Source organism: Duganella zoogloeoides (assembly GCF_034479515.1).
Classification (GTDB): Bacteria; Pseudomonadota; Gammaproteobacteria; order Burkholderiales; family Burkholderiaceae_D; genus Rugamonas; species Rugamonas zoogloeoides.
Genome location: NZ_CP140152.1, coordinates 4,790,219 through 4,806,736 on the forward strand (window position 1 = coordinate 4,790,219; position 16,518 = coordinate 4,806,736).

A 16,518-nucleotide genomic window follows, 5' to 3' on the forward strand; every position below is an offset into this window, starting at 1 on the left:
TTTCTCAGAGTTCAATCGGGGTGGGGTCAACCACTGCCGGTTCCTTGGCGCGCATGCGCGCCAGCGCTTCCATGCAGTAATAGGCAAACCACAACCCGGTAAAGATAAATACCAGCACGTACAGCCAGATCGATGCGGCGGCCAGGAACGGGAAGAATACCACCGCCATCACGCCACCGAGCCAGATCGCGCCGGGCAAGGCGCCGGCCGCGCCGGACACCATGCCGATCACCAGCAGGCGCCAGCGGTGTTCGGCCAGGACGGCGCGCCGCTCCTCGGCGCTGGCGTAGTCGGCCAGCACGTCGTACACCATCACGCGGCAGGTCAGCCAGCCCCACAGCATCGCCTGCACCAGCACGGCAAGCGGCGGAAATACGTACAACGGCAAGGTCAGCAGCCACAAGCCGATAAAGATCAGCATGCCGCCGACGGCCGTTCCCACGCTGCCGATCAGGGTGCCGCCGTGGCGCTGCTCGAGCTGCGGATAATGGCGCAGGCCCACGTGGCGGCAGATCACCGGCATGGCGATCAGCCCGATAAAAATCAGCGCGGTCATGATCATCAGCGGCAACAACAGCAGCATGGAAATCAGCGGCACCACCACGGCAGTCAGCGTGCCCAGCCCGAGCGAGCGCAGCCAGCTGGTGCTGGTGGAAAACAGGTTATGTTCGGCAAACAGCCCGTGCATGGCGTCGATCAGCGGTTGCAGGCCGACGTACAGCAGCACTGCCCACACGCCCACGGCCAGCAGGAACGGCGCCAGGCTCATCGCCAGCAACTTGCCGTGCCATTGCGACAGGAAAGCGCGCCCCCAGGCGCGTAACACGTTACTCATGGGCACCTCGAAAAACCGTCGCGAGCGGCAGCAGTGTTGGTTGAGAAGCGCAGCTGTGCTGGAGCACAGCGAGCATCGCAGACCGACAATGCAACGCGCAGTAGGTTTTTCGAGCTGCCCTCATCAGACCACATCCTTTCGTGCATATTCCACCAGGCGCTTCAACGCCAGCCAGTGCTGCGACCAGAATCCCTTGCCGTATTCGCGCCCCGGCACGACGGTGCCGTCCGCTGCGGTTTTCGGCAGCTGGTCGCGGATGCCGGTGGTAACGAATTCGGGCGTGAAGTTGGCAGTCCTGAAAATGATATCCCACACCGGCAGCAGCACGGCGAAATTGCAGCCGCCCAGGGTGCCGGCGCCTTTCGATTCGTGGCCGACGCCGATCGCGTGGTGCATGCGGTGGTAGCGCGGCGACACCAGCAGCCGTTCGCCGAGCCAGCCGAAATGGATGCGCACATTGGCGTGCTGCAAACTTTGCAGGATGCGTGAAACCGACACCAGCATCACGTACTGCGATGGCTCCACGCCGATGCACAGCGCGATCACGCCCATGTAAATGTCGCGCAGGAAGTCGTCGAGCAGGTGGTTGCGGTTGTCGCTCCACAGGTTCATGTCCTGCTGGCTGTGGTGCAGGCCGTGCAACGCCCACCACCAGTTGAACTGGTGCGAGGCGCGGTGGTACCAGTAATCGAAGAAATCGAGCACCACGAAGTACACCAGGAAGGCGCCCAGCGGGCTGATATTGGGGATCAGCGATTCCAGGTTGAGCGGCTGGAAACTCTCGAAGCGCAGCAGCCCGGCCAGCGAGTCGAGCAGCGGGTCGAGCGTGAAGAAGATCAGCACCGAGAACAGGCCGATGCGGTGCAACACGGTATAGATAAAATCGTTCCAGCGCGCGCGCGGGTCGGTGAACTTGTGCACCGGGATCAGCGCCTCCATCGGCCGCAGCACGATGAACAGCAAGGTCAGCTCGAGCACGCCGATCATCAGCCACTCGGTGCCCTCGAACGCTTCCTCGATGTATTCGCCGAAGCCGAGCTGGAATACCAGCGGCTGGATCACTGTTTCGAACAACCACCCCTGGGCGGTGCCGAACCAGTCGGAAATTGTCTGCATCATCGCGGTTTGAAAAGTGAAGAATAGTCAGGGTGTTCGCGCAGCGTGGCAAAGCAAAAGCCTTTTTGCTCCAGGCCGCTGATCAACGGCTCCAGGTTGGCGGGCGCCCACGCGTCCTTGCGCGACCAGATGCCCATGTGGGCCACGAAAATGTCGCCGCTGCGCAAGTCGCGCAAGGACTTTTGCAACAATACCGGATTTGGATAAGCCGTGCTCGAGAGCTCATCGCCCGAGAAGCCGGCCGGGGCCCAGCCCACGTGCGCATAGCCGCACGCCTTGGCCGCCGCCACCGTGCGCGGCGACGTGCGCCCGGCCGGTGCGCGCCACAATGGATCGAGGTGTACCCCGGTCAGTTCGACGAAACGGCGATCGACGCGCTTGATTTCGTCGCAATACTGGTCTGGTGTGAGGCTGCGGAGTTTGCCGGCCGACGCACCGAAGCCGGGCTTGACGCGGAACCGGCCATCCTTTTCGCCGGCCAGCACGTCGTGGTCGAACGTATGCGAGCCGAATGCATGGCCCTCGGCCACGCGCGCCTTCCAGTACGCCGACCACGACGGGTCGAGCGAATAGTCGCCGCGCACGGTCTTCTCGTTGGCGAGAAAGAACGTCGCCTTGATGTGGTGGCGCTTGAGGGTGTCGGCGATCAGCTCGGCCTGCGACTGGCTGCCGGTGTCAAAGGTGAGATAAATGGTGCCCTTGCAAACGCCTGCCGGCGTGGCAGGGGCTGCGGCCAGCGCCGGCACCGCCAGCGCGGTCAGCAGCGCCAGCACCGGTCTGGCAATACGATGGTCCATCAGCGCTGGGCGGAATTGATGAAGAATACGCCGTGCGGCGAACGTCCCACGGGGATCAGCTTGGTGATCTTGCGGGTTTTCAGATCGATCACCGCCACCTTTTTAATCCAGCGCAGCGTCACCCACATGGTCTTGCCGTCGTCGGTGATTTCCATGCAGTCCGGGCCGCCGGGTACGTTGATCTGGCCGACGTTTTCCAGGGTCTTCTGGTCGATGATGTTAATCGAGTTCGACACGCGGTTCGACACATAGGTGTAGCGGCCGTCGCCGGCCGAGCGGAAATTGTGCGCCCCCATGCCGGTCTTGATGCGCTTGACCGTTTTCTGGGTTTTCCAGTCGATCACTTCCACGTAATCGCTGCCCATGATGCCCACCAGCAGGTACTTGTCGTCCGGTGTCATGGCAATGCCGGCTGGCAGTTTACCAACCGACATGGTCCACTTGACGGCTCCGCTGACCAGGTCGATGGCGCTGACCTGGTCGCTGCCCTGCTGGGTGATGAAGGCGGTGGTGCTGGCCTTGTCGAACGCCATGTGGCTCGGCAGCTTGGCCAGCGCAATGCGCTTGTTCAGGGTCAGGTTGGTGCCGTTGTAGCGGTAAATGTCCACCCGGTCCAGCCGCAGCGAGTTCGAGACGAACCATTTCTGGTCGGGCGAGAAGCCGATCTGGTACGGGTCGAGGATGTCCTTGAGGGTGCGCTGGATCTGGCCCGACTTGGGATCGAGGAAAATCAGTTCGTTGCCGACCGAGCTGGCGACGATCAGCGACTTGTTGTCGGGCGTGGCCATCAGGTGGTGCGGCTCCTTGCCGACCGGGAAGGTGGACAAGCTCTGGTACGTGGCCTGGTCCAGCAACTGCACGGTCGCATCGCGCGAGTTGAGCACCACCACGACGTTGGCCTGGGCGCCCTGGATGAAGGCGACGGCGCAAACGCTGGAAACAACGATATGGCGGAAATTGCGGCGGAGACTGCTGAACATGAAGAAATCGCTTGTAGGAGCAAAGACTTTATTTTACGTGCAAACCCGGCTGTGCCGAGGGGGAAAGTTCACAATTATTCTGCCGTGCGGACTGCCGCGCGACACCGGCCAAGGCATCGGCAGCGACGCCACCTTGTCGCTGCTGCTACAATTGATGACTTGTTCCCAACAATAGAAGGAAAAGCTATGTCCACCATCACTACCGACTCCGGCCTGCAATTCATCGAACTGACGGTTGGCGACGGCGCTGAAGCCAAAGCCGGTCAAAACGTTACCGTGCACTACACGGGCTGGCTGCGTAACGACGACGGCACCAAGGGCGCCAAATTCGATTCGAGCAAAGACCGCAACGATCCGTTCGAGTTCGCACTGGGCGCGGGCATGGTCATCCGTGGTTGGGACGAAGGCGTGCAAGGCATGAAAATCGGCGGCGCTCGCCAGTTGATCATTCCAGCGGAACTGGGCTACGGTTCGCGCGGCGCCGGCGGCGTGATTCCACCGAATGCCACCCTGATCTTCGACGTCGAACTGCTGGGCGTTTAATCCCGTTAAGTAGTACCGCTGGCAGCGCGCGCAATACCCTCAGCGCTGCCAGTTGCGCCGCAAGGCCTCCTGCTCCGCGCGCGTATCCATCATTCCCCCTACTATTCGCTGGTCGATCGCTTCGAGCACCGCTGTCGGCATTTCCGTACCTGCCACGCGCTGCGCGCTCATTTGTGGCGCGGGACGCATGTTTTGTACCAGTACCGGCACCCGCCACTCCGCGCTGGCGCGGCAGGCCATGCCCACCAGGTCCTGGCTCAGGCCCACCAGCGTAAAGGTGCGGCAATAACCGCCCTGGTTCGATAGAAAACTCAAGCCCACCCGCACATCGCCCTCCGACGGCGAGGCGCCGCCCATTTGCCGACTCAGCGCCAGATCGAGCTTGCCCTGGGCGATCATCATGCCGTTGCGGCTGATGATGGTGGTGGGCGCTGCCGGTGGTTCGCCCAGCCAGGCCGGCTGCCAGTACACCAGCGCAAAGCGCCCCGCCAGCAAGCCGGCAACCAGCGCGGCGCCGATCGCGGTCCAGACCGGCCAGCGCCAGCGCGGCGTGTGCGCCTTGCGCGCGGCCTGCTGCACGGCCACGCGCTGGGCCCGGATGGCCGACAGGTGTACCACTTTACCGTAGCGCGGCTGCGGTCCGTTGTATGCATGGGATTTCACGCGCAGGGTGGCCACCCGGCGTTGCAGGCTGGCGTCGCGCTGCATGGCGTGCTCGATGGCGCGGCGGGTCGCGTCGTCCAGCTGGCCATCGGCGTAGGCAATCAGTGTGTCATCTGAAAAGCTCATCATCCTGCTCATTATCGCTGCGCAAGTCGTGCCATGATAAACCTTTTTGAACAGGATGCGAGTCCGTCAGGATTGCGTAAGCCCTTTAACTACAAGGGTTCATCCGGTGCAAATGGGCGCGCGGCAGGTGCAGCAAGGGTTACTTTGAAACTCTTCACGCGGAAACCATTACATCTGACAATATTTATGCTAATCTGCGCGCTCTAATAACCAAGGAGGTAGTAATGAAAAAAGGCGAACTGATTGCTGAATTTGCGAAACGCACCGAGATGTCTGCTGCTGCCGCCAACACCGCAGTAAACACCTTGATCGCCATCGTGACCGAGCGTCTGAAAAAAGGCGACACGGTAGGCATCACCGGCTTCGGCACCTTCTCCGTTGCCAAGCGTGCTGCGCGCAAAGGTCGCAATCCAGCTACCGGCGAAGCGATCAAGATCGCTGCGTCGAAAACCCCGAAATTCTCGGCGGGCGCGACCCTGAAGTCGGCTGTCAACCCGGCCAAAAAAGCCAAGTAATTGCAGCACCGCTGGCGCCCATGGGCAGCCGGCGACAAGTAACACGGCGGTTCATGCCAGGCGCACAGCCTGCCATGGCCGCCGTTGTGCTTTGGGGCGCGTGTTTTGAGGGGTTCCTCTAGCGGATTTCGCGATGGCTGCGGGTATGATGGATGATTGCACCCAACACAGGAGAAGACATGAGCTTACAAGCACAATTCGAACAAGCCCAGGCGGACTCGAAAAACCTGCCGGAACGGCCAGACAATATGACCCTGCTGAAAATCTACGCGCTGTTCAAGCAGGCTTCCGTGGGCGACGCCACCGGCGAGCGTCCCGGCTTTACCGACATGGTCGGCCGCGCCAAGTTCGACGCCTGGGATGCACTCAAGGGCACCAGCGCCGACGACGCCAAACAACAGTACATCGACCTGATCGAAGACCTGAAGTAATTCCCTGCCGGCCCGGGACAGCCATGGGCCTGCCTCCCGCTATGCTGCCGTAAATACCCGGCGCATCTTGTCCGCTACCTTGCTCTCGATCTGCGATGCAAACGCGCTGATCGGAAAGCCGAGCGCAATATGCAGCTGCGCCTGGTTCGGTAGCAAACTCAGCGTGCCGTTCACGCCGCTGCGCTCGAAGCACAGCACATCACCATCCCAGCGCGACGTCAATTCGAATTGTTCGGACAGTTTGTCCGCAACTTGTTGCGCCGCCGCACGGGCTTGCTCGGGCGCCAGGTGGTGTTCCTGGACGATGTTGATGTCCGCCATGCACTTCCTTCAAAGTAAAACAAAGGCTGCATCATGCCAGTTGCGCCCCTGCGGCGCCAGTGCCGCGCCTGCCTGAACCCTGACGATGAGTCCGCGCGCCAGTCGTGCTGCGGCTCCGCGCCCGGTCACGGCGCATTTGCTTATATGTATTGTATATAAGCGCCGTTTGTGAGAAATAAGGAATTACCTTAAAATACAGTGCTTTGCCGAGGTAAGCCGGTTACGCCATCGCCGCCGACGCCACTGCGCACCAACAGGGCGCCTCGAAAAACCGTAGCGAGCGGCCTGTTATCGTCGGGAGTAGCGCAAGCGTACTCAAGTACGCTGAGCAACGCAGCGGCGATAGCAGGCCGCGCAGTAGGTTTGTCGAGGCGCACCAACATTGATAGGACTGTTATGACCCACGTTGTCACCGAATCTTGCATCAGCTGCCGTTATACGGACTGCGTCGATGTTTGCCCGGTAGATTGTTTCCGCTCTGGACCGAACTTCCTTGCCATCGACCCGGACGAGTGCATCGACTGCGCCGTCTGCGTGGCCGAGTGCCCGGTCAACGCGATTTACGCCGAAGAAGATGTGCCCGGCGACCAGCAGCAATACATCAAGCTCAACGCCGACCTGTCGCGCCACTGGCCGTCGATCACCAAGACCGTCGCCCCGCTGCCGGAAGCCGACCAGTTCAAGGACGTCAAAGACAAGCTGCACCTGCTGGTACGCTAAGACGTCTGTCTGGCCGGGCAATACCGACAGTGCGCAGCGCGCTGCCGGTATTGCCTAACCACTATTGAAATCACAGGAAAAACGAATGAATAGCACTGTCACCCCTACCGGCGTCATCGAAACCGATGCCGTCATCATTGGCGCCGGCCCGGTCGGCCTGTTCCAGGTCTTCGAACTGGGTCTGCTGGAAATCAAAGCCCATGTGATCGATTCGCTGGGCGCGGTGGGCGGACAATGCGTCGAACTGTATCCTGACAAGCCGATCTACGACATCCCGGCCGTGCCTTCGTGCACCGGCCAGGAACTGACCGACAACCTGCTCAAGCAGATCGAGCCGTTCGAGCCGACCTTCCATTTGGGCCAGGAAGTGGTCAAGGTTCAACGCCGCGACGACGGCCGTTTCGACGTCGCCACCACCGCCGGCACCGAGTTCATCACCAAGACTATCTTCATTGCTGCCGGCGTCGGTTCGTTCCAGGCCCGCACCCTGAAAGTGGACGGCATCGACGTCTTCGAAGGTTCGCAACTGCACTACAAGGTCAAGGATCCGGCCCAGTTCGAAGGCAAGAACCTGGTCATCTGCGGCGGCGGCGACTCGGCCCTGGACTGGGCCCTGAACTTCGTCGGCAAGGCCGAATCGGTCGTGCTGCTGCACCGCCGTGAAGACTTCCGCGCCGCGCCAGCCTCGGTCGCCAAGATGAAAGCGCTGTGCGACGACTACGAAATGCAGCTGATCGTGGGCCAGGCCACCGGTTTCGAGACCAAGGACGACAAGCTGACCGAACTGAAGGTCACCGGCCAGGACGGCGTCACCCGCCGCGTGCCGCTGGACATGCTGCTGGTGTTCTACGGCCTGTCGCCGAAGCTGGGCCCGATCGCCGAATGGGGCCTGGACATCGAGCGCCGCCAGCTCAAGGTGCAAGACACCGAGAAGTTCGAAACCAATGTGCCGGGCATCTTTGCCGTGGGCGACATCAACACCTATCCGGGCAAGAAAAAGCTGATCCTGTCGGGCTTCCACGAAGCCGCGCTGGCCGCCTTCGGCGCCGCACCGTACATCTTCCCGGACAAGAAAATCCACATGCAATACACCACCACCTCGCCGAAGCTGCACAAGGTGTTGGGCGTGGAGACGCCAGTTTTTGATTAAGCTTGATCAAGTGCTACTAGCGCATCGCCAGTAACACAACACTCAGGTAGATGTCCTACAGAAAAGCAGCGGAAACGCTGCTTTTTTTATGGCCGCAGCAGTATTATTCTTGAGACGGGATTTGTTGCGCAATATCAGTAATTTTTCCCCGAGGCACCAAAAATGCATCGATCACCAGCCCTCCATGCGGCCTGCGCCGCTGAATTGGCGTATCATGCATGAATTGGTGCAACGCACCATAAAAACACCGGGACAACTACCATGCTCTACCAACTGCACGAAATGCAACGATCGATGCTCACGCCACTGATGCAGTGGGCCGATGCCTCCGCCAAAATCTTCAGCAATCCGGTCTCGCCGCTGGCGCACACGCCGTTCGCGCAGCGCATCGCCGCCGGCTACGAACTGATGTACCGGTTGGGCAAGGACTACGAAAAGCCGGCGTTCGGCATCGATACGTCGCCGGTCAAGGGGCTCGACGCGCCGGTGGGCATCATCGAGCAGGTGACAGTCAACAAACCGTTCTGCCGCCTGATCCATTTCCGCAAGGACCTCGACGACCAGCAAATCAAGGACCTGGCGCAGCCCACCGTGCTGCTGGTCGCGCCGTTGTCGGGCCACCACTCCACGCTGCTGCGCGACACCGTGCGCGGCCTGCTGGTCGAGCACGACGTCTTCATCACCGACTGGACCGACGCCCGCATGGTGCCGCTGGCCGATGGCGCCTTCCACCTCGACGACTACATTTATTATGTGCAGGACTTCATCCGCCACCTGGGCCCGGACGTGCACGTGATTTCCGTGTGCCAGCCCACCGTGCCGGTATTGGCTGCCATTGCGCTGATGGCCACCGCCAACGATCCCAAACTGCCGAAAACCATGACCATGATGGGCGGCCCGATCGACCCGCGCCGCTCGCCCACGGCCGTCAACAACCTGGCGACCGAGAAGAAATTCTCGTGGTTTGAAAACACCGTGATTTACCCGGTGCCACCGAACTACCCCGGTTTCGGCCGCAAGGTGTACCCGGGCTTCCTGCAGCACGCCGGCTTCATCGCCATGAACCCGGGCCGCCACGCCGAAAGTCACCGCGATTTCTACAACCACCTGGTCAAGGGTGACGAAGAAACCGCCGAATCGCACCGCAAGTTCTACGACGAGTACAACGCCGTGCTGGACATGCCCGCCGAGTACTACCTCGACACCATCAAGACCGTGTTCCAGGACTTCGCCCTGCCGCGCGGCACCTGGGAAGTGGGCGGCCAGCTGGTGCGGCCGCAAGACATCACCTCGGTGGCGCTGTTCACGGTCGAAGGCGAGCTCGACGACATTTCCGGCGCCGGCCAGACCCAGGCCGCGCATGACCTGTGCAGCAATATTCCGGACGACATGAAACAGGATTTCGTCGCGCCGGGCGCCGGCCACTACGGCATTTTCTCGGGCCGCCGCTGGCGCGAGATGGTGTGCCCGAAAATCACCGACTTCATTAAACAGCACGCTTAAGTCTGCAAAATACCCGGCCGCTACAACGGCGCCCGGGTATTTTTTCCGTCAAATACATCATGCTGTGATATATTTTGGCATGACCACCAAAACTCTCGACAAATCGGACTTTGCCGCGCTGTCCGAATTCCGCTACCAAATGCGCCGCTTCGAACGCTTTTCCGAAGACGTGGTGCAAGCGCAAGGCATCACTCCGCTGCAATACCTGCTGCTGCTGCACATCAAGGGCTATCCGGGCCGCGACTGGGCCACGGTGGGCGAGCTGGCAGAACGTCTGCAAGCGAAGCACCACGGCGTGGTGGCGCTGGCCACGCGCTGCGAAGCGATGGGCCTGGTCGTGCGCCGCGTGAGCGAGACCGACCGCCGCCGCGTGGAAATCCACCTGCTGCCGCACGGTGAAACCATCCTGGCCCAGCTGGCCGAACAGCATCGCCTCGAACTGCTGTCGCTCGACGGCGTGTTCACCATTCCCCGCATCGGCGCTGCGTAACCGGGGAGACAGTACGCCGCGTGCGGTTTTTCGGTGCGCAGCGCGCAGATGTCGGATAATGGCGTTTTACCGATTTTGAAACCGCCGTGTCCGACCTCCGCACCCTCGCCGACCGCATCGAAGACGTCCTGCCGCAAACGCAATGCACCAAGTGCGGCTTCGATGGCTGCCGTCCATACGCGCAGGCGATCGCCGACGGCGCAGCCGAGATCAACCAGTGCCCGCCCGGCGGCGCCGAGGGCATTGCCAGGCTGTCGGCAGTGACCGGCCGCAAGGTCATTCCGCTCAACCCCATCAACGGCCTCGAGCGGCCACGCGCAGTCGCCTATATCGACGCGTCGCTGTGCATCGGCTGCACCCTGTGCATCCAGGCCTGCCCGGTGGATGCCATCGTCGGCGCTGCCAAGCTGATGCACACCATCGTGCCCGACCTGTGTACCGGCTGCGACCTGTGCGTGAACCCGTGCCCGGTCGATTGCATCGTCATGTACCCGGTCACCGAGACCACCGGCTGGGCCGCCTGGAGTCAGCCCGACGCCGATGCCGCCCGTGAGCGCCACGACTTCCGCACCGTGCGCCTCCAGCGCGAAAAGCAGGAAAACGACGAACGCCTGGCCGCCAAGGCCCACAGCAAGATGGAGGTCGTCAACGCCATCGATCCGGCCGACGCCGCGTCCGCCGAGGCGCTCGCGCGCAAAAAAGCCATCATCGCCGCCGCCATGGAACGCGCCCGCGCCAAGAAGGAAGCTGCGGCAGCCGAAGCTGCGGCAACCAGCCAGAACGGAACCAAGCCTGAATGAATCCAGCCAAACGCCACGAAATGTTCGTGCGCTTCCGCGCCGCCAATCCCCATCCCAAGACCGAACTTGAATACACCACGCCGTTTGAACTGCTGATCGCGGTACTGCTGTCGGCGCAGGCCACCGACGTCGGCGTGAACAAGGCCACCCGCAAGCTCTACCCGGTAGCCAACACGCCGCAGGCGATACTCGACCTGGGCGAGGACGAACTCAAGACCTATATCCAGACCATCGGCCTGTATAAAACCAAGGGCAAGAATGTGATCGCCACGTGCAGGATGCTGGTGGACCTGCACGGCGGCGAAGTGCCGCGCGACCGCGAGTCGCTCGAAGCCCTGCCCGGCGTGGGCCGCAAGACCGCCAACGTGGTCATGAATACGGCCTTTGGCGAACCGACCATGGCGGTCGATACCCATATCTTCCGCGTGTCGAACCGCACCGGGCTGGCGCCCGGTAAAAACGTCGAGATCGTCGAGCAGAAGCTGCTCAAGTTCATCCCGAAAGAGTTTTTGCAGGACGCCCACCACTGGCTGATCCTGCACGGGCGCTATACCTGCAGAGCGCGTAAGCCCGAGTGCTGGAACTGCATGCAGATCGATTTGTGCGACTACCGCGCCAAGACACCCGCGCCAGACGGTATTTAAGGCCGGCAGCGCCGGCTTACACCAGCACCAGGTTATCGCGGTGCACCAGCTCCTTGCCCTCGAGGTAGCCGAGGATCGCCTCGATCTCGCTCGACGGTTTGCGCATGATGCGCCGGGTCTCGGCACTCGTATAGTTCGACAACCCGCGCGCCACCGGCACACCAAGCTGGTCCACGCACGTGATCACGGCGCCACGGCCAAACTCCCCTTTCACCTCGATCACGCCGATCGGCAACAGCGACTTGCCCTCGGCCGTCAGTTTTTGTACCGCGCCGGCGTCAAGCACGACCTGGCCTGCGGTGTGCAGGTGGTCGGCCATCCATTGCTTGCGCGCGGTGAGATGGCCGGTTTGCGCGGCCAGCTCGGTGCCGATCGCTTCGCCGGCGGCCAGGCGTTCCAGGACGTTTTCTTCGCGGCCGTAGGCGATCACCGTGTGAGCGCCCGACTTGGCGGCGCGCTTGGCAGCCAGGATCTTGGTCAGCATGCCGCCGCGCCCCAGGCTGCTGCCGGCGCCGCCGGCCATCGCTTCGAGCGTGAGATCGCCGGCGCGGCCATGCTCGATCAATACGGCAGCGGGGTCCTTGCGCGGATCGGCGCTATATAAACCTTTCTGGTCGGTGAGGATGATCAGCGCGTCGGCCTCGATCAGGTTGGCGACCAGCGCACCGAGGGTGTCGTTGTCGCCGAACTTGATTTCGTCGGTGACCACCGTGTCGTTCTCATTGATGATCGGCACGATGCCGAGGCGCAGCAAGGTGGTCAGCGTGGAGCGGGCGTTCAGGTAGCGTTCGCGGTCGGCCAGGTCGGCGTGGGTCAGCAGCACCTGCGCCGTGCCCAGCGCGTGGGCGCGGAAGCTGGTTTCGTAGATTTGCGCCAGGCCCATCTGGCCAACTGCGGCGCAAGCCTGCAATTCGTGGATGTCGTGCGGGCGGCGCTCGAAGCCAAGGCGCAGCATGCCTTCGGCAATCGCGCCGGACGAGACCAGCACGACCTGCTTGCCGAGCGCGCGCAAGGCGGCGATTTGCGCAGCCCAGCGGGCGATGGCGGCGTGGTCGAGGCCACGGCCGTCGTTGGTGACCAGCGACGAGCCGACCTTGATGATGATGCGTTGAGCTTTTTGTATGACGGAATTCATGGGTGCGACACTACTCCAGACAAGCGAAGAAAACGACGGTGCTGTGATGGTGCTTGATGTGCTCAGGTGGGGCGGATGGCCCTGCTTGCCGCAGAAGGTCGCCGGCCTTGTGGTGACAAAGGCGGCGCCGAAATGGAAATGGCATCATCAGCTGATTGCGATTATGCCGGTGAAAAACAAAAAGGCATAAGCAGCTGATGCTGATTATGCCTTTGATACCAAATTCCGTCGAGGACTGGTGCAGTCCCGCCGATAAATCAGTCGAGAATCTTGAAGCGCGGATCGTCAGGATCGATCGACGAAATGCCGCGTGCCTCTTCGGTCATCTGGGTTTCTTCGCTACGCTGCTCGGTGTGACGCACTTGTTCCAGGTGCATCTGGATGGCGTTGACCAGCTCTTGCGTACCGTCGCGGCTCAGCGCCGAGATCTCGAACACCGGGCCCTTGAAGCCGAATTTCTTGATGAAGTCCTTTACGCGCTTGACGCGTTCCGCTTCCGGCACCATGTCGAGCTTGTTCAGTACCAGCCAGCGTGGCTTGTCCACCAGCGCTTCGTCGTACTTTTTCAGCTCGTTGACCAGGGCTTTGGCTTCCTTGACCGGATCGACATTGGTCTCGAACGGCGCCAGATCGACGATGTGCAACAGCAGACCGGTGCGCTGCAAGTGGCGCAGGAACTGGTGGCCGAGGCCCGCGCCTTCGGCGGCGCCTTCGATCAGGCCCGGAATGTCGGCGATCACGAAGCTTTTCTCGTGCGATACGCGGACCACGCCCAGGTTCGGGAACAGGGTGGTGAACGGGTAGTCGGCAATCTTCGGACGGGCGTTCGACACGGCCGAAATGAACGTCGATTTACCGGCGTTCGGCATGCCCAGCAGGCCCACGTCGGCCAGCACTTTCAGTTCCAGGCGGATTTCGCGGCGTTCGCCTTCTTTACCTTCGGTCTTCTGGCGCGGTGCGCGGTTGGTCGAGGTCTTGAAGTGGATATTGCCCCAGCCGCCCTCGCCGCCCTTGGCCAGCAATTCCATTTGACCGTGTTCGGTCAGGTCGGCCAGGATCTCGCCCGACACGTCGTCGATGATGAGGGTGCCGACCGGCATGCGCATATGGATATCGTCAGCGCCCTTGCCGTAGCAATCGGCGCCACGGCCCGATTCGCCGTCTTTCGCGCGGTGCACCTTGGAGAAGCGGAAATCGACCAAGGTATTGATGTTACGGTCCGCTACAGCCCAGATCGAGCCACCCTTGCCGCCGTCGCCGCCGTCAGGGCCGCCAAAGGGGCGGAATTTTTCACGGCAAAACGAGGCGCAACCATTGCCGCCGTCACCACCGATTACTTCAATTTTTGCTTCGTCGATAAACTTCATGATGTACCGCCATAAAACTAAAAGGCCCTACCATGGGCAGAGCCTTTTCGATTGAAGGCTTGCGCCTTACAAAATCGGATGGTGCGCCCCGCGCATCATCCGTGCAGCGTATTTAGGCTGCTGCTACTACGGTAACGTACTGCTTCGAGCCTGCGCCCTTGACTACGAACTTGACCACGCCATCCACCAGAGCGAACAGGGTGTGGTCCTTGCCGGTGCCAACGCCTTCGCCGGCGCGCACTGGGGTGCCGCGTTGACGAATGATGATGCCGCCTGCATTGATCGTTTGACCGCCGTAAACCTTAACGCCCAGGCGTTTTGATTCTGAGTCACGACCATTTCGCGTTGTGCCGCCGCCTTTTTTGTGTGCCATGCTAAAGCTCCTTGAGTACTAGAGTGTGCCGGAACGGGATTAGCCGTTGATCGAGACGATTTGGATTTCGGTGTAATTCTGACGATGGCCTTGATGCTTCTGGTAGTGCTTACGACGACGCATCTTGAAAATCTTCACCTTATCGTGACGACCTTGAGCCACAACAGTAACCAGTACCGTAGCACCTTCAACCAGGGGAGCACCAAACTTGATGCTGTCGCCCGCGCCAACGGCGAGGACTTGGTCAATGGTGATTTCGGAACCAATGTCTGCAGGTATCTGTTCTACTTTAAGTTTTTCGCCAGCGACAACTTTGTATTGTTTGCCACCGGTTTTTATGACCGCGTACATGATTTGAAACCTCTTCATATGTTGAGAAAAATCCGCCAGCGCCTTGCAGCGACGAGTACTGCTGTCCTGCATGGAAACCGGGGAACCGCAGATTATACATGGGATGGGTTTTCGCGTCAAAAACTATTCACAAACCGGCGGCGGCGTGGTATGTCAGTCAACTTGGCACCGAATTGGCACCCCCGCAAGATGGACAAATCCACCAGCGCCCCCGGTAGCGGGGGCCATGTCGTATAATCTCGGCACCTATAATGTCAACGCACAGGTTCGTCTTGTCTGCCGCTACCCACACCGCTCCCCAGAACACCATCGCTCAATCGATCGCCGCCGACATGGACGCGGTCAATGCGGTGATCCGCCGCAAGCTGCATTCCGAGGTCAGCCTCGTCAATCAGATTGCCGAATACATCATCAGCGCTGGCGGCAAACGCCTGCGGCCGGTATTGGTATTGCTGGTAGCTAACGCGTATTCCTATAAAGGCACCGCGCACCACGAACTGGCCGCCGTGGTCGAATTCATCCACACCGCCACCCTGCTGCACGACGACGTGGTCGATGAATCGTCGCTGCGCCGCGGTCGCGCCACCGCCAACGCCCTGTTCGGCAATGCCGCGTCGGTGCTGGTCGGCGACTTTCTGTACTCGCGTTCGTTCCAGATGATGGCGGACCTGGCCAATATGCGCGTGATGCAAATCCTGTCGGAAGCCACCAACGTGATCGCCGAAGGCGAGGTGCTGCAACTGTTGAACATGCACGACCCGGACGTGAGCCAGGAGCGCTATTTGCAGGTGATCCGGTCGAAAACCGCCAAGCTGTTCGAGGCCGCCGCCGAACTGGGCGCCCTGATCGCCGGCGCCAGCGAACCGCAGATCGCCGCCGCCGGCGAATACGGCCGCTCGCTCGGTACCGCGTTCCAGCTTATCGACGACGTGCTCGACTACGCTGGCGACGCTGCCGAAATTGGCAAAAACGTCGGCGACGACCTGCGCGAAGGCAAGCCGACCTTGCCGCTGATCTACCTGATGGAAAACGGCACGCCGGAACAGCGCCAGCTGGTGCGCACCTGCATCGAGCAAGGCGACGAGCAGCACTTCGACGCCGTGCTCGCTGCCGTCACCAGCAGCGGCGCGCTGGACTTCACGCGCCACCAGGCCGAGATCGCCGCCGAACGTGCCGCCGAGGCGATTGCCGGTCTGCCGGAGAGCGCGTACAAGGATTCGTTGCTGCAGTTGGCGCATTTCTCCGTCAATCGTACTCACTGATCAAAAACGGCGCCGATGGCGCCGTTTTCATTAGAGGATCTCTTGCACCAGCTCCGACGGCCGGCACAGGCGCACGCCCTTGTCGGTCACCACGAACGGCCGGTTGATCAGAATCGGATGGGCAATCATCGCATCGAGCAACGCCGAATCGGGCAGCGACAAATCGCCTAGGCCCAGTTCGCCGTACAGGTCGCCCTTGTCGCGCATGGCCTGGCGCACGGTCAGGCCGGCCCTGGCAATCAAGTCTTCCAGTTCCGCGCGCGTGGGCGGGTTTTTCACATAATCGATGATGTCCGGTTCCACTCCGGTAGCGCGGATCGCTTCGAGGGTCTTGCGCGACGTGCCGCAAGCGGTGTTGTGATAGATCGTGATTGCCATGCTGCCGCCCTTGAGTAG

The 16,518-nt window shown here is 61.4% G+C and carries 22 protein-coding genes; 11 read left to right on the forward strand and 11 right to left on the reverse strand.

Annotated elements, in window-relative coordinates:
- Positions 1-4: 4 nt before the first annotated feature.
- From SR858_RS21075 to SR858_RS21090, 4 genes are all read right to left on the reverse strand, one after another.
- On the reverse strand, positions 5-835 hold the full coding sequence (locus SR858_RS21075) for an EI24 domain-containing protein (protein WP_019921575.1): 831 nt from the start codon (positions 833-835) through the stop codon (positions 5-7).
- A gap of 123 nt (positions 836-958) precedes the next feature.
- Positions 959-1,954, reverse strand: a complete 996-nt coding sequence (locus SR858_RS21080; RefSeq protein ID WP_019921574.1) for a sterol desaturase family protein — start codon at positions 1,952-1,954, stop codon at positions 959-961.
- A complete protein-coding gene (locus SR858_RS21085) occupies positions 1,951-2,748 on the reverse strand; it encodes a polysaccharide deacetylase family protein (protein ID WP_019921573.1) in 798 nt (265 codons plus the stop codon). The genes SR858_RS21080 and SR858_RS21085 overlap by 4 nt, the downstream gene beginning before the upstream one ends.
- Complete coding sequence (locus SR858_RS21090; protein WP_019921572.1) at positions 2,748-3,728, reverse strand: YVTN family beta-propeller repeat protein; 981 nt, start codon at positions 3,726-3,728, stop codon at positions 2,748-2,750. Before SR858_RS21090 ends, SR858_RS21085 begins: the two co-directional genes overlap by 1 nt.
- Positions 3,729-3,914: 186 nt before the next feature.
- On the opposite strand from SR858_RS21090, the gene SR858_RS21095 reads away from it, so the two are divergent.
- Positions 3,915-4,271, forward strand: a complete 357-nt coding sequence (locus SR858_RS21095; RefSeq protein WP_019921571.1) for an FKBP-type peptidyl-prolyl cis-trans isomerase — start codon at positions 3,915-3,917, stop codon at positions 4,269-4,271.
- A 39-nt stretch (positions 4,272-4,310) separates the two neighbouring features.
- On the opposite strand, the gene SR858_RS21100 is transcribed toward SR858_RS21095, so the two are convergent.
- Complete coding sequence (locus SR858_RS21100; protein WP_322533901.1) at positions 4,311-5,063, reverse strand: hypothetical protein; 753 nt, start codon at positions 5,061-5,063, stop codon at positions 4,311-4,313.
- A gap of 221 nt (positions 5,064-5,284) precedes the next feature.
- Here SR858_RS21100 and SR858_RS21105 point away from each other — a divergent pair, with 221 nt between their 5' ends.
- Both SR858_RS21105 and SR858_RS21110 read left to right on the forward strand, forming a co-directional pair.
- A complete protein-coding gene (locus SR858_RS21105; RefSeq protein WP_019921569.1) occupies positions 5,285-5,575 on the forward strand; it encodes an HU family DNA-binding protein in 291 nt (96 codons plus the stop codon).
- A gap of 179 nt (positions 5,576-5,754) precedes the next feature.
- The gene (locus SR858_RS21110; RefSeq protein WP_019921568.1) at positions 5,755-6,006 is read left to right on the forward strand and encodes an acyl-CoA-binding protein; all 252 of its coding nucleotides are present in this window, start codon (positions 5,755-5,757) and stop codon (positions 6,004-6,006) included.
- A gap of 39 nt (positions 6,007-6,045) precedes the next feature.
- On the opposite strand, the gene SR858_RS21115 is transcribed toward SR858_RS21110, so the two are convergent.
- Positions 6,046-6,327: a polyhydroxyalkanoic acid system family protein gene (locus SR858_RS21115; RefSeq protein WP_019921567.1), complete on the reverse strand. Its 282-nt coding sequence runs from the start codon at positions 6,325-6,327 to the stop codon at positions 6,046-6,048.
- A gap of 396 nt (positions 6,328-6,723) precedes the next feature.
- Here SR858_RS21115 and fdxA point away from each other — a divergent pair, with 396 nt between their 5' ends.
- The 6 genes from fdxA to nth all read left to right on the forward strand — a co-directional run bounded on the left by fdxA (position 6,724) and on the right by nth (position 11,634).
- Positions 6,724-7,047, forward strand: coding sequence for a ferredoxin FdxA (gene fdxA / locus SR858_RS21120; protein ID WP_026637238.1), 324 nt, complete (start codon positions 6,724-6,726; stop codon positions 7,045-7,047).
- An 85-nt stretch (positions 7,048-7,132) separates the two neighbouring features.
- A complete protein-coding gene (locus SR858_RS21125) occupies positions 7,133-8,197 on the forward strand; it encodes an NAD(P)/FAD-dependent oxidoreductase (RefSeq protein ID WP_019921565.1) in 1,065 nt (354 codons plus the stop codon).
- A gap of 261 nt (positions 8,198-8,458) precedes the next feature.
- A complete protein-coding gene (locus SR858_RS21130) occupies positions 8,459-9,700 on the forward strand; it encodes a polyhydroxyalkanoate depolymerase (RefSeq protein ID WP_019921564.1) in 1,242 nt (413 codons plus the stop codon).
- A 79-nt stretch (positions 9,701-9,779) separates the two neighbouring features.
- A complete protein-coding gene (locus tag SR858_RS21135) occupies positions 9,780-10,190 on the forward strand; it encodes a MarR family winged helix-turn-helix transcriptional regulator (protein WP_019921563.1) in 411 nt (136 codons plus the stop codon).
- 86 nt (positions 10,191-10,276) lie between these two features.
- On the forward strand, positions 10,277-10,990 hold the full coding sequence (gene rsxB, locus SR858_RS21140; RefSeq protein WP_019921562.1) for an electron transport complex subunit RsxB: 714 nt from the start codon (positions 10,277-10,279) through the stop codon (positions 10,988-10,990).
- Complete coding sequence (nth, locus tag SR858_RS21145) at positions 10,987-11,634, forward strand: endonuclease III (RefSeq protein ID WP_019921561.1); 648 nt, start codon at positions 10,987-10,989, stop codon at positions 11,632-11,634. The genes rsxB and nth overlap by 4 nt, the downstream gene beginning before the upstream one ends.
- A gap of 16 nt (positions 11,635-11,650) precedes the next feature.
- On the opposite strand, the gene proB is transcribed toward nth, so the two are convergent.
- On the reverse strand, positions 11,651-12,769 hold the full coding sequence (gene proB / locus SR858_RS21150) for a glutamate 5-kinase (protein WP_019921560.1): 1,119 nt from the start codon (positions 12,767-12,769) through the stop codon (positions 11,651-11,653).
- Between proB and SR858_RS21155 the strand changes: the two genes are divergently transcribed.
- Complete coding sequence (locus SR858_RS21155; protein WP_019921559.1) at positions 12,756-12,959, forward strand: hypothetical protein; 204 nt, start codon at positions 12,756-12,758, stop codon at positions 12,957-12,959. The genes proB and SR858_RS21155 overlap by 14 nt on opposite strands.
- 67 nt (positions 12,960-13,026) lie before the next feature.
- Here the strand turns inward: SR858_RS21155 and obgE are convergent, their stop codons facing one another.
- The 3 genes from obgE to rplU all read right to left on the reverse strand — a co-directional run bounded on the left by obgE (position 13,027) and on the right by rplU (position 14,860).
- Positions 13,027-14,136, reverse strand: a complete 1,110-nt coding sequence (gene obgE / locus SR858_RS21160; protein ID WP_019921558.1) for a GTPase ObgE — start codon at positions 14,134-14,136, stop codon at positions 13,027-13,029.
- A gap of 112 nt (positions 14,137-14,248) precedes the next feature.
- Entirely contained in the window at positions 14,249-14,509 is a 261-nt protein-coding gene (gene rpmA, locus SR858_RS21165; RefSeq protein WP_019921557.1) for a 50S ribosomal protein L27, read from the reverse strand.
- 39 nt (positions 14,510-14,548) lie between these two features.
- Positions 14,549-14,860 (reverse strand): 50S ribosomal protein L21, encoded by a 312-nt coding sequence (rplU, locus tag SR858_RS21170; RefSeq protein ID WP_026637237.1) that lies wholly within the window; start codon positions 14,858-14,860, stop codon positions 14,549-14,551.
- A 251-nt stretch (positions 14,861-15,111) separates the two neighbouring features.
- Here rplU and ispB point away from each other — a divergent pair, with 251 nt between their 5' ends.
- Entirely contained in the window at positions 15,112-16,122 is a 1,011-nt protein-coding gene (gene ispB / locus SR858_RS21175; RefSeq protein ID WP_407654678.1) for an octaprenyl diphosphate synthase, read from the forward strand.
- Positions 16,123-16,152: 30 nt separating this feature from the next.
- Here the strand turns inward: ispB and arsC are convergent, their stop codons facing one another.
- Positions 16,153-16,500 (reverse strand): arsenate reductase (glutaredoxin), encoded by a 348-nt coding sequence (arsC, locus tag SR858_RS21180; RefSeq protein WP_019921554.1) that lies wholly within the window; start codon positions 16,498-16,500, stop codon positions 16,153-16,155.
- Positions 16,501-16,518: the final 18 nt, after the last annotated feature.